Source organism: Pedobacter antarcticus (genome assembly GCF_900112985.1).
Lineage (GTDB): Bacteria > Bacteroidota > Bacteroidia > Sphingobacteriales > Sphingobacteriaceae > Pedobacter > Pedobacter antarcticus.
Window position 1 is genome coordinate 25,202 of record NZ_FONS01000016.1, and the last position, 13,016, is coordinate 38,217.

The 13,016-nt window shown below is 40.9% G+C and carries 13 protein-coding genes; 3 read left to right on the forward strand and 10 right to left on the reverse strand.

The genetic code is table 11. The features are described 5' to 3' along the window. Positions 1-4: 4 nt before the first annotated feature. Entirely contained in the window at positions 5-862 is an 858-nt protein-coding gene (gene folP, locus BM192_RS19680) for a dihydropteroate synthase (RefSeq protein WP_081857540.1), read from the reverse strand. 56 nt (positions 863-918) lie between these two features. Between folP and BM192_RS19685 the strand changes: the two genes are divergently transcribed. Genes BM192_RS19685 through BM192_RS19695 form a run of 3 tightly spaced genes read left to right on the forward strand, consistent with a single transcriptional unit; the run spans position 919 to position 3,159 of the window. Then, positions 919-1,461: a DUF1599 domain-containing protein gene (locus tag BM192_RS19685; RefSeq protein ID WP_157282907.1), complete on the forward strand. Its 543-nt coding sequence runs from the start codon at positions 919-921 to the stop codon at positions 1,459-1,461. A 28-nt stretch (positions 1,462-1,489) separates the two neighbouring features. Then, on the forward strand, positions 1,490-2,641 hold the full coding sequence (locus tag BM192_RS19690; protein WP_037443002.1) for a BT_3928 family protein: 1,152 nt from the start codon (positions 1,490-1,492) through the stop codon (positions 2,639-2,641). An 11-nt stretch (positions 2,642-2,652) separates the two neighbouring features. Further along, positions 2,653-3,159 carry a shikimate kinase gene (locus BM192_RS19695; RefSeq protein WP_037443000.1) on the forward strand — a complete coding sequence of 169 codons (507 nt, stop codon included), beginning with the start codon at positions 2,653-2,655 and terminating at the stop codon, positions 3,157-3,159. On the opposite strand, the gene BM192_RS19700 is transcribed toward BM192_RS19695, so the two are convergent. The 9 genes from BM192_RS19700 to BM192_RS19740 form a co-directional block, all read right to left on the reverse strand. Beyond that, complete coding sequence (locus tag BM192_RS19700; protein ID WP_037442999.1) at positions 3,156-3,554, reverse strand: acyl-CoA thioesterase; 399 nt, start codon at positions 3,552-3,554, stop codon at positions 3,156-3,158. The genes BM192_RS19695 and BM192_RS19700 overlap by 4 nt on opposite strands. Before the next feature lie 64 nt (positions 3,555-3,618). Beyond that, on the reverse strand, positions 3,619-4,464 hold the full coding sequence (locus BM192_RS19705) for a tRNA pseudouridine synthase A (protein WP_234797594.1): 846 nt from the start codon (positions 4,462-4,464) through the stop codon (positions 3,619-3,621). Continuing rightward, complete coding sequence (locus tag BM192_RS19710; protein WP_037442997.1) at positions 4,433-6,397, reverse strand: beta-N-acetylhexosaminidase; 1,965 nt, start codon at positions 6,395-6,397, stop codon at positions 4,433-4,435. Before BM192_RS19710 ends, BM192_RS19705 begins: the two co-directional genes overlap by 32 nt. Positions 6,398-6,451: 54 nt before the next feature. Then, positions 6,452-7,864, reverse strand: coding sequence for a D-alanyl-D-alanine carboxypeptidase/D-alanyl-D-alanine endopeptidase (gene dacB / locus BM192_RS19715; RefSeq protein WP_037442995.1), 1,413 nt, complete (start codon positions 7,862-7,864; stop codon positions 6,452-6,454). A gap of 110 nt (positions 7,865-7,974) precedes the next feature. After that, entirely contained in the window at positions 7,975-8,967 is a 993-nt protein-coding gene (locus tag BM192_RS19720) for an aspartate-semialdehyde dehydrogenase (RefSeq protein ID WP_037442994.1), read from the reverse strand. A gap of 311 nt (positions 8,968-9,278) precedes the next feature. Beyond that, the gene (locus BM192_RS19725) at positions 9,279-10,148 is read right to left on the reverse strand and encodes a sugar phosphate isomerase/epimerase family protein (protein ID WP_037442992.1); all 870 of its coding nucleotides are present in this window, start codon (positions 10,146-10,148) and stop codon (positions 9,279-9,281) included. A gap of 9 nt (positions 10,149-10,157) precedes the next feature. Further along, on the reverse strand, positions 10,158-11,042 hold the full coding sequence (locus tag BM192_RS19730; RefSeq protein WP_037442990.1) for a hydroxypyruvate isomerase family protein: 885 nt from the start codon (positions 11,040-11,042) through the stop codon (positions 10,158-10,160). Between the two features lies 1 nt (position 11,043). Beyond that, positions 11,044-12,285 carry a nucleoside permease gene (locus tag BM192_RS19735; RefSeq protein ID WP_037443042.1) on the reverse strand — a complete coding sequence of 414 codons (1,242 nt, stop codon included), beginning with the start codon at positions 12,283-12,285 and terminating at the stop codon, positions 11,044-11,046. Positions 12,286-12,313: 28 nt separating this feature from the next. After that, positions 12,314-13,015 (reverse strand): 3-keto-disaccharide hydrolase, encoded by a 702-nt coding sequence (locus tag BM192_RS19740; RefSeq protein WP_037442989.1) that lies wholly within the window; start codon positions 13,013-13,015, stop codon positions 12,314-12,316. Position 13,016 lies beyond the last annotated feature (1 nt).

Consider the following 13,016-nt stretch of genomic DNA (forward strand, 5'->3'; position numbering starts at 1 on the left):
TAAATTATGAGGCCTGCATTTTGCCGACCAGCTGGATACATTCCATTGCAGCACGTACATCATGTACCCTTAAAATTGAGGTCCCTTTTAATAATGCGATAGTATTTATTACCGTTGTGCCGTTAAGCGCTTCTTCTGCCTGTGTCCCCAGTAATTTATAAATCATAGATTTACGGGAAATGCCGGTTAATACCGGAAGTCCAAAAATATCCAGGTTGTGCATATAATTCAATAACTGATAATTATGATCCAGGGTTTTTGCGAATCCGAAACCAGGGTCAAGAATGATGTCCTGTACACCCAGTGCCTGCAATTCACTTATTTTCTGTGCAAAGTATCCGATTACGTCAAGTCCTACGTGCGCATATTCAGGTGCATTTTGCATATCCTGAGGGGTGCCCTTCATATGCATTAAAATATAGGGTACACCAAGTCCGGCAACTGTACTGAACATTTCTTTATCTAATGTCCCACCCGAAATGTCGTTAATCAGATGAGCACCTGCATGGATACTTTCAGCCGCAACCTTACTCCGGAATGTATCAATTGATAATCTTGCATGGGGAAACTCCCTGACGATCGCCTCAATGACAGGAATAATCCGCTTTAATTCTTCATCTGTACTGACATCAGCTGCTCCTGGTCTGGAAGAATATGCGCCCAGATCAATGAACCGGGCTCCTTCCAGCAGGCAGATTTCTACTCTTTTTAGCGCCGCATCCACGTTGCCGATTCTGCTTTCACCAAAAAATGAATCCGGCGTGAGGTTAAGGATTCCCATAACGCATGGAGTGCTCAGATCAAAGAGCTCACCTTTGATGTTTAGTGTTATTTTTCGGTTTAAAAACGTATCTTTAGCCATCATTTTGAACAAAAATACAGTATTTAAATAGCTTTAAACTAAATATTTTAATTGTTTTGGCCATCAACACCTCACAAGAATTCGACGCCGTAATCGCGGTATGCAGATCGCTTTTTTTACAGAAAACAAAAGACTACGGAACCGCCTGGCGGATACTGCGTGTGTCCTCACTTACTGATCAGTTATTTATCAAAGCTCAGCGCATTCGTACGCTCGAAGAGAAAAAGGTATCCAAAGTAGGCGAAGGAATTATTCCTGAATATATCGGCATTGTCAATTACTGTGTAATTGCTATGATACAATCAGATATGACCGCGGCCGATTCTTATGAACTGGACCCCGCAGATGTTGCTGCAAGATATGATCAGAAAATACAGCAGACGAAAGACCTGATGTTCGCGAAAAACCATGATTATGGAGAAGCCTGGCGCGATATGCGCATCAGCTCACTGACAGATTTAATCCTGATGAAGATACTTCGTGTAAAGCAGATTGAAGATAATCTGGGCGAAACATTGGTGTCCGAAGGTGTAAATGCAAATTACCAGGACATGCTGAACTATGCTGTTTTTGCGTTAATTAAAATGGATGTAAAATAGAACCGGCTCTTCCGGTAAATAACTTATTATGCAGAAAGCCGCACTTAACTATTCCAGAATATTCGTAGGGGTATTATTTATTTTTTCGGGACTCATCAAAGCTAATGACCCTCTTGGTTTTGGCTATAAGCTGCAGGAGTATTTTGATGTATTTCATATGCCCTGGTTATCTCCCTTTGCAACCGGTATTGCCATTTTTCTATGCATTCTGGAAATCGTTTTAGGTGCTTTATTATTATTTGGATTCTGGAGCAGGAAAGTCACGGCAGGTTTGCTTGGAATTATTATATTTTTTACCTTCTTAACGTTCGTCTCTGCAGCCTTTAAAGTCGTAACGTCCTGTGGTTGTTTCGGTGATGCCATACCATTGACACCATGGCAATCCTTTTCTAAGGATCTTGTCTTACTGGTATTGATTATTTATCTATTTATAAACAGGGACAAGATCCATGCAGTAACGGATAATCAAGGGAAACAAAGGCTCGGAGTAATAGGCGTAACGGCCTTGTCACTAATCTTTAGTATTTATACTTACACGTATTTGCCCGTTCTGGATTTTCTGCCTTATAAAGTAGGTCAAAGCCTCCCTGAAGCTATGAGGATTCCTGACGGTGCTCAACCCGATGAGTATGTAATTACCTATAAACTACATCATAAAGTTACCGGAGAAGATAAGGAGATGAGTGATAAAGACTATCTCAAAACCGAAATCTGGAAAGATAACAACTGGGAGATTGTTGGCGAACCAACACAGAAACTTATAAAAAAGGGTTATGAAGCCAAAATCAAAGATTTAATGATCAGTGATGCTTCTTCCACGGATTACACTAAAGAACTGCTGGAAAACCCATATTATAATCTGGTTATAGTAGCTTATTATTTGAAAGATTCTAACGAGCAAGCGATCCAGGAGATGAATGCCATAGCCGCACAGGCCGTAAAAGAATTTAACATCAGGACAGTTTTACTGACATCAAGCTCTGCTCAGGATGCAGACCAGTTCAGTAAGGAAAACAAGCTGACGGCAGAGGTGTTTTATGCCGACGCAGTGCCATTAAAAAGTATGGTCAGATCGAATCCGGGCTTAATGTTAATGAAGAATGGTGTTGTGATTAATAAATGGAGCCACGCCGGGCTGCCATCCTACGAGGCGCTTAAAACTAAATATTTCGAACAATAGTCTTTTCCGCTATGAGAATTTTTCTGATTGGTTTTATGGGCTGCGGTAAAAGCACCCTCGGCAGAAAACTGGCAACCAAACTAGGTTATGAATTAATAGACCTGGATCATCATCTGGAGAAAATTGCCGGCAGCAGCATCACTGCTTATTTTGCTGAACACGGAGAGGATTCTTTCCGCAGGCTAGAAAGTGAGACACTTAAAACCATGCATTATCCGGACAATTGTGTGATATCTACGGGTGGAGGTACACCCTGCTTCTACGATAATATGTCCTGGATGAATGAAAATGGAACAACTGTCTATATTCAGATGAATGCATTTTCATTAGCTAAAAGACTGGAAAACGGAATAACGAAAAGACCACTGCTCAGCGGCCTTTCTGAAGAAGAACTAATTCGCTTTATTGCGGGCAAACTGGAAGAGAGAAATCCTTACTACCAGCAGGCAGCGCATGTACTGAACGGAATTAGCCTCACAGCAGATTTAGTAATTGCAGCGCTCGAACCTGAGTGCTAATTATCTTCAGCTGCAAATTGTGCTTCGATAAACCTGATCTGTGTTTTTCCGTGTGCAACGGGAGTTCCATACTCATCGACGTTTACAAAGACCATTTTATCAATCGTAAGAATACTTTTTCTGGTGATCTTATTACGTACTTCACAGCGCATCGTTAAAGATGTGTTTCCGAAGGCCGTGGCGGTAATCCCCATTTCGATAATGTCACCCTGTTTAGCCGAGCTTACAAAGTTAATCTCAGAAATGTATTTGGTTACCACCCTCGGGTTACCTAATTGTACAATGGCATAGATTGCCGCTTCTTCATCTATCCAGCGTAATAAGCTCCCGCCGAACAAGCTGCCGTTTGGATTCAGGTCTTCTGGTTTGATCCATTTTCTGGTGTGGAAATTCATAATATTAATTTAAGACAAAAATAAGTCTTTAAATAATTTGAAATCTCAGATGTACGTCAATATATCAGATCGCTTTCCAGGTAATGTCCTGCTGTTTTTGCAATACCGCAGAAAAATCTACACGAGGTGCCAGATCCAGATAAGGATAGGTTACTTTAGACAGGTAAAGTCCCTGTGGATGCGCAGGTAGGATCAGTTCTGGGGTTTGTCTGGTTATCAGGTGGCTTTCAAACTCTTCCACCGACAACTGACCTTTTCCTATTTTCAGCAATTGTCCCATTATAATTCTGATCATTTTCCCTAAAAATCTGTTGGAAGAAATTCTGAATCTCATTTTTTCAGCCTTTTCATCAATAAGCAGGCTTGCAGAACGGACATAACACAAGGTATGCTCATACTTATCGGGACTGGTGCAAAACGCCCTGTAATCTTTATATTTGGGTAACAGATCCACTGCGGCTTTCATCTGATCCAGCCGAAGATCCTGCAGCAGGTAATAGGAGCTGAGTCCATTTAAGAAAGGGTCCTTGTATGTGTGCAGAAAATAATCATAGGAGCGCTGTACAGCATCAAACCTAGCGTGCGGAGTACCCTCCATCGGTATGATGTCATATACTGCGATATTCATAGGAAGGATCTTATTCAGCCTGAATATGAGGTCGAAATCCCATTGATCTTCCAAGTCGAAATGGAAGAAAAATTGACTGGCATGAACTTGCGCGTCAGTTCTGCCACACCCATTGATAAATACCGGTTTTTTAAAGATTTGCGTCAGTGCATTTTCAATCACACCCTGAACGTTCTGAACCTTTGCTTGTTTTTGCCAGCCATTATAGGTGAGCCCATTATAGCTGATATGTGCGAAATATCTCAATTCTTTATTTTTTACCTGCTCTTTTATTGAGTTCATCTGTAGAGATTGTTATCATCCGGCCTACAGGCTGTTTTCCTTTATAAGAGATGACGCGAAGTTGTACAGCATCTTTCGGAACCACAAGTTTTTCCGTATAACGCGGATAAAAATGATCCGGGTATGAATTATCAAAAGAGTAAAAAAGATCTAATCCGTCAATTTCAGTTTGTAGTTCAACCATTAATTGTCCGTCAGGAGTTCTGTTAGATTTGAATATCGGCTCAAAAACACTTGTTGCATATTTAGTTTCACCGATATCCATCCTTTTAAAATGCTGCTCCGTTTTGGCTATAAAATTAGACCAGTTCTTTTTAGCTTTTGGAGACCAAACTGATTCCGCAACTGCCAGTCCGCGCGGCCAGGTCATATATTCAGCATGACGCATGTTATATACCTGTTCTGTCCATAAATTGCCTTGACCACCAAGAATATATTTCGGATCTGCACCTGCTGGTACCGGGTCAAACTGGTAGGTTTTACTAAGCAGAACTGAGGAATACACCTTAGGCTCCACAATAGGATCTCCCTGCATCAGATCGAGGTATACAAAATCCTGAGGCGACATAACCACTTCATGCTTATTTCTCGATGCCCCAATTCCGTAACTGGCATTTCTCCAGCTCATAATTGCAGCGCTAGGTGGAATATTTCCATTCAGGACTTCATCCCAGCCCATAAATTTTTTACCCGTCGACTCCACGATCTGCTGTACTCTCTTTTCAAAGTATCCCTGTACCTGATGCATATCTTTAAGTCCTTCCTTCTGCATTAAAGCTTTAACTGCATCACTTTTTTGCCAAAAGTTTATCGGCGCTTCATCGCCACCCATATGGATATAAGGAAAAGGGAAAAGTGCGGCTACCTGGGTTATTACAGTGTCCAGAAAACTATAGACCTTTTCATTCGCAGGGCAAAGGGTATTATCGACCAAAGCGATGGGAGGAGCGCCCCGGGACCAATCCATAATCCTTTCACCAGATCTTACACGGTAATTTTCCGCGCCAGGAGTACAGGAGAGTTCTGGGTACGAAGCAATAATAGCGAGACTATGCCCCGGAACGTCAATCTCGGGCATAATTTCTACGAAACGTTCTTTAGCATAACTGATAAGTTCCCTGATATCGTCTTGTGTATAAAAACCGCCGTTTGTTCGGGGCTCGTCAGGTCCGGCAGGTGAGAAGGACCCGAAATTACCAGTTTTCTTTACATTCCATGCACCAACTTCTGTGAGTTTAGGCAGGCCTTTAATTTCAATCCTCCAACCCTCGTCATCGGTAAGGTGCAGGTGCAGGATGTTAAATTTATAGCGTACCATTCCATCGATATACTGCTTAACTTCAGCTTTTGTGAAAAAATGGCGGGCCACATCAAACATGAGCCCTCTCCACGCCACACGTGGATAATCGGTAATTTCAACAGCAGGAACTGTCCATTTTTTATCAGCTACCTCTTCTTTGCTTTCTATCTCTTTCGGAAAAAGCTGCAGCAGCGTCTGAACTCCGTAAAACAGGCCTGCATTTTTATTTGCCTTAATGACAATGTGCTGGGGTGTAACAGAAAGCTGATAGCCTTCATCTCCCAATTGACGGTTCTCGTGTGTATTTAATATAAGTTTGATAGACCCCGGCGTATTTCCAGATGATTCTGAAATATATTTCCCCGTTGGAACGGTGAGCCTGGTCTTTAAATAATCTACGATATTTTTGCTGTCGGCCGGAGCCTGAATTATAATTTGTTCGGGCAAAGTGAAATGGCCGTCAGCTTGTACCAGTGACACAGGTTCAGGAATTATAGCAAATTCTGGTGCTTTGGCTATAAACTTGCTGCTGCTGTCAACGGAATTGAAATTAGCATTTCCAAGTCCCATTTGCTGGCTATATGTAGTAGAATAAGTAAGTATACAGCAAATAAAAATTACGAATTTATGCATATCTAAGAAGGAAATTTGAACTTGTATTGAAGGTAAACGGCAGCAATTTATTAATTATTTGAGCGAGTTTAGTACGTTGAACAGTTTATTGTTAATACTACTGCCGCTGTAGTTGTTAATATTAATGACTATTACATAGCGTTTTCCTTTTCCGGCATCATAATATCCGGCAAACGCCGAGACATCTTTAATAGTCCCGCTTTTCAGCTTCATACCATTATTTACAGGAAGTGATTCATAAAAATCCGGAAACCAGCTTTCCTTTTGAGTTTGGTAGAGGACCTGGGCCATAGCTGATGCTGTAACCCTGTTAGCCGGCGACAGGCCACTGCCATCCAGTATATTTAATGCATTACGATCAATACCTTTTGTACTCCAGTAACGGATCACTTCTGCCGCACCATTTTCTGTTGTAGCCTCTTTACCTGCCTTCCATGCCAGTGTTTTTAGTAGGTTTTCGGCATAGAGATTAATGCTCTTTTTGTTTAACCAGTAAACTATCTCAGGCAGAGCAGGGGAATTAATAACCGCGAGTGTTTTGCCACCTACCGGAATCCTAAGGGTGTTTAATGCCATTAGCCGGTCAGTTGTAACTGAATTGGAAGATATGCCAATAAGCTTTAGCGTATCAGCAAGTCTGAAAGCTGCCTCGTACGCAGGGTCGGGTATAGCGGCCGAAACTCCGCTTTTTTTAATATCTGTGGCCCAGGTGCCCCGGAGATAGGCCGTTTGCGAATAGGGAGGTAGAAAAACATAAACATTGTCGCCGCTGCCAGCTTTCCCCGCTTTAAGTTCATTTACAATCTTGAGATAAGGCATTTCGGGACTCGTCCGGCTCAACAATACATTGCTTCCCGGTTTAAGCTTAATATCAAACTGATTTTCCCGCCAGCTCAGCGCAGAACTTCCTGCACCATAATAATTCCCCATGTCCTGCCATGTCCATCCGTCAGGCGTGCCCTGGGTGCCCCAAATACTGGCGTCACCTATAATCTGACCGTCAATTTTAGTTATTCCGGCGTTTTTAATCGCTTGTACCCAAGTTTCCAGTACAACTGTATTCTTCGATGACTGATAGCGGTCAGATCCCAGGGATGGATCACCGCCGCCACTGATTATTAAATTGCCAACTAGAATACCCTTTTCGTCAATTGATCCGGTATATTTGAGGATAGTCTGATAGCGGAAATCTTTGCCCAACAACGCAAATGCAGTAGCTGAGGTTATGGTCTTGAGTGTTGATGCCGTTGCTACCCCAATATTTTCGTTTCTACCATAGAGTTGCTTTCCTGTATTCCCATCTAATACGCAGATGGAACTTATCGCATACTTCGCCTGTGGATCAGAGCTTAATCGCTCGAATGCCTGCGCTAACCCAGTAGGTTCTGTCTGTGCAGATGCAGCTTCCGGGAAAGTAATCAGGTATTGTAAAAACAAGAAAAAAAGAAGTGATGTATTTTTAAACATGGTATGTATTTATTAGATAAACCTGGGGGATCGGTATCTGGTTATACAAAAAAATGTGGTGCCTTCGGGAACGAGTTCCTGATGACACCACATTTTTTGATTCTCTTTATTTAAATTAATCCTTTAGACAGGAGATATTCTGCAATTTGTACAGCATTGGTAGCCGCACCTTTACGTAGGTTATCGGCAACAATCCATAGATTTAATGTATTGTCCTGTGACTCATCTCTTCTGATACGTCCAACAAATACTTCATCTTTTTCATGTGCGTCTTTTGGCATTGGATATTTAAGATTCGCTATATCATCAACCACAATAATCCCTGCGGTGTTTTCCAGTGCAGTTCTTACTTCGGCAATATCAAAATCTTTTTCGAATTCAATATTTACTGATTCCGCATGTCCGCCCATAACCGGGATACGAACTGTGGTTGCAGTAACACGAATCTGATCATCACCCATGATTTTATTGGTTTCCTTGATCATTTTCATCTCCTCTTTAGTGTATCCGTTTTCTTCGAAAACATCAATCTGAGGAATAACATTCAAGTCAATCTGGTAAGGATATGCCATCGGTCCGTCTGTAATACCTTTACGCTCGTTCATCATCTGCTCAACGGCTTTAACGCCCGTTCCAGTTACTGATTGGTATGTTGAAACAACTACACGTTTAATTTTATAAAGATCATGCAGTGGCTTTAATGCAACAACCATTTGAATAGTCGAACAATTCGGGTTCGCAATAATCTTGTCATCTGCAGTTAATTCATCAGCATTAACTTCTGGAACAACTAATTTTTTTGAAGGGTCCATTCTCCATGCCGAAGAGTTATCAATAACAGTAGTTCCAACTTCAGCAAATAAAGGAGCATAGGTTAAAGAAGTACTTCCACCTGCTGAGAATAACGCCACGTCAGGTTTCATTGCAATTGCGGTTTCCAGGTTAACGACCTTGAATACCTTACCCTTAAAAGTGATTTCTTTACCAACACTCTTCTCTGATGCAACCGGAATTAATTCGGTTAGCGGGAAATTACGCTCTTCAAGCACTTTTAACATAACGGTGCCTACTAAACCAGTAGCACCTACAACTGCAATTTTCATGATCTGTATATTTGTTTTTTAATGGTTATGAAGCTGTTGGCGCTGCCGACGGTTTCATGATCTATATATTTGTTTTTTAATGGTTATGAAGTTGTTGGCGGGGCCAACAGTCTTTTTATTTGATTTTTTTAAAATGCGATACTCCCAAATATGGTGAAAAAATGCACATATTCAGCAGTTTGTAAATAATATTTCAGGAACTTTAACAGAAGTTGCTGTATTTAATTTTGGGAACAGCAGCGGGAAAGGAGGGGTTGGGGAGAAAATAACCTGCAGGCTAAAATAATAGCCTGCAGGTTAGAGAAAAAGAACTATAAAATTTCTTTTTTGATATAATCAGCACTTTGCTTAATACTTGCATACGGATCCATAGAAAAGTTTTCCTGTTCTACGATCAGATGTTTTAATCCAGCTAAGTTAGCGTGGCTGTATAACTTTTTAAAGTCAATAGTACCACTTCCAACTTCTGTGTTGATCGTATGGTCGGCCTTATCCATATCCTTAACATGCCACATTGGGAAACGACCTTTGTGATCAGTGAATAATTTAACAGGATCATTACCGGATCTTACTACCCAGTAGATATCCATTTCGAATTTAACAGCTTCAGGATCTGTTTCTTTTAGTAAGATCTCATATCCTGTTGTGTTACCTACAGGTGCAAATTCAAAATCGTGGTTGTGGTAAGCAATTTTAATTCCATTGGATTTAGCAATTGCTGCAGCTTCGTTTAATTTCTGAGCTGTTTTCTTCCATTGATCTTCTCCACCTCTAAGCGCATCACCTAAATAAGGAACAACAATATATTCACTGCCGATTGCACTGGCAGCTTCAATATCAGCTTTCAGATCTTCCTGATTTCCAGTCGCTATAAAGTTATCAAGGCCATAATGCCCGCTCGGAGCAGAAAGCCCATTTTCATCCAGTAAAGCCTTGAATTCCTTTGGTGTTAATCCCCAAAATTTGTCCTTCACTGAATAACCATATGTTTCAACCTCTTTATAGCCAGCTTGTGCAACTTTACCAATAACTCCACGTACATCTGCAGGCAGTTGTTCGCGTAGAGAATATAATTGTAAGCCAACCACTTTGGCCGGTGCAGCGCATGCATACGAAGGTAGGATCAATGCTCCCGCTGCAACAAGTCCTGCTTGTTTGAGAAAAGTTCTTCTTGAATTCATAATTATCTATTATTGGTCACAAATAGCGACTGCGTTCTTTAATGAGCGTAATCTGTCTTTTTGTTTCGGTATAAATTCCTGTGCAAGGTACCCCTTGAAACCGGTATCTAGTATAGCTTTGATAATTGCCGGGTAATACAATTCCTGCGTATCGTCAATTTCATTTCTGCCTGGAACACCGGCAGTATGATAATGTGCTATATACTGATGGTGTTTTTTTATGTTGCTGATTACATTTCCCTCATCAATCTGCATATGATATATGTCATAAAGCAGTTTAAAGTTTTCAGAACCTAGTCTTTTAGCGAGTTCAGCACCCCAGGCAGTCGTATCACATTGGTAGTCCTTATGGTCGACTTTACTGTTTAACAGCTCCATTACCAGTACTACTTTGTGTTTTTCAGCCAGTGGCATAATTTGCTTAAGACCATCTACACAGTTTTTTAACCCGGTTTCATCATCTTTTCCCCTGCGGTTCCCGCTAAAACAGATCAGATTTGTGTAACCTGCTTCAGCGACTAAAGGGATCATTTTAGTATAATTTGCGATCAATTGTTCGTGAAAAGCAGGATCGTTCCATCCGTCTACCAGGTTAATTTCTGCACCATTACACATGGGTGAATATAGGCCATGTTTTTTCAAAGTAGGCCATCCCTCAGGCCCTATCAGATCAACACCTTTTAATCCCATAGCTTTTACTGAAGCACAGAATTCGTCTAAAGGAATATCACTAAAACACCAGTGACAAACTGAATGGTTGATGTTTCCTTTCAATGAAGAAAAATCAGATTTATAATCTGATGCAAATGAAGGTAAAGCAGAGGAGACACCTAAAGCGGCAGTTCCTGCAATTACAGATTTGATCATATTTCTACGGCTTTGCGTATTTTCCATGTTAAGCAGCGTCTAATACAGATTCAGGTTTAGATTTATCGTTAAAGAAAACGGAAAATAACAAGAATACCACTAAAGCGATACCTGCAGGAATTATCCATACCATTTTCCAGTCGATAGAACCGTCAGCCAGTTTGTAACTGTCCGTAATCATGCCAGCTACTTCGAATCCAATCAGCATACCTACACCATAGGTCGCCAGTGTAATCAAACCCTGTGCAGCACTTTTGTATTTATCTCCGGCTCTTGAATTCGTGTAGATCTGTCCTGAGACAAAGAAAAAGTCATAACAAACACCGTGAAGAGCAATACCAATAAGCAGCATAAAGCTTAACTCTCCCGCATTACCGTAAGCAAATAATGCATACCGTACTGCCCAGGCTATCATACCAACCAGGATAGTAACTTTAAAGCCGAAACGTTTGAAGAATACCGGAATTAATAGCAAGAATAATGCTTCAGAAACCTGGCCAATTGCCATTTTTCCGGTGGGCTCGTTCACTCCAATACTAGAAAGGAAAGGGTGTGCATTCTGATAATAAAAAGCAAGAGGAATACAGATTAGGATCGCAGAGATAAAGAATACGGCGAAGTTTCTGTCTTTAAGTAAGCTTAAAGCATCCAGACCTAAAATATCAGAAAGCTTAATTTTCTCACCTTTAGCTACTTTTGGTGGTGTAGCAGGTAGCGCAAAGCTCATCAGACCCAACACCAGAGATGCTATACCAGCCATTAGGAATGTGTTTTTCAATAAGCCAGATTCCAGGCCTGTTTTCGAATCCCATAAGAACAGATAACTGATACATAATCCAGCAACGATCCAGCCGATAGTTCCCCAGAAACGGATAGTGGAGAATTCTTTCTCCGCATCTTTCATCTGGTTAAAGGAAACTGAGTTGACCAATGCGAGAGTTGGCATGAAGAGGATCATATAGCCTAATACATACGGGTAAAATACACTTACTTCTGTCGCATTATACATCTGGTACATTAAAACAGCACCAACTATATGCAGCACTCCAAGAATTTTCTCCGCATTAAAGAATCTGTCGGCAATTAACCCAATGATGAAAGGGGCAATAATAGCACCCCAGGATTGAGTAGAGAAAACTGCTGCAGTTTCAGAACCGCTTGCAGATAAGTTTTTATCCAAGAAAGTACCCAAAGTAACAAACCATGAGCCCCAGATAAAAAACTCCAGGAACATCATTGCGGATAACTTGACACGGGTAGTGGTGTTCATCATAAAGTGTTGTATGAATTTAAATAATTTATAATTCTTTGATCATAATATTACGGAACCAGACTTCATCGCCGTGATCCTGTAAAGAAATTTTACCTTTTTTAAATGTACCAAAACCTTCCCACTTCGCAAACTTACTTCCTTGAATTAAAGTTTTCCACGATTCGTCGAACTGAGTAGTTGAAACTGTTTTTACGCCGTTCAGTCTAAATTCAAGCGTTCCTTTATCGATGATAATTTCTGCAGTATTCCATTCACCCACTGGTTTTGCATTCTCAGAGCTGCTTACAATCAGGTCATAAAGGTCGCCAGCACGGTGTTTGACATTTTTGGCATCAGGATGTCCGTCATTGTCGATTACCTGCATTTCGGGACCTGTGCTATATGTTTGATTATATTTTCCAGGTTGTTCATGAATTTGGAACAGAATACCACTATTTGATTTTGGTGCTACTTTCCAGTCGATTTTCAGGTGGAAGTTTTCATATTCCTTATCAGTAACCAGATCACCATCGTCTTTTTGTTTAGCAGAAGGCACAAGGTGAATTGTACCATTATCAACCTGCCATCCTTTACCTACGAAAGTCTTTCCGTAAGTATGCCAGCCGGTCGTTGTTTTACCATCAAACAGGGGAGTAAATCCCTGTTTGATGTCGTTTGATTGATTTTTTGTTGTGCCACAGCCCATAACCGCTAAGATCATCAGCCCGGATAAGTATGAATATTTCATT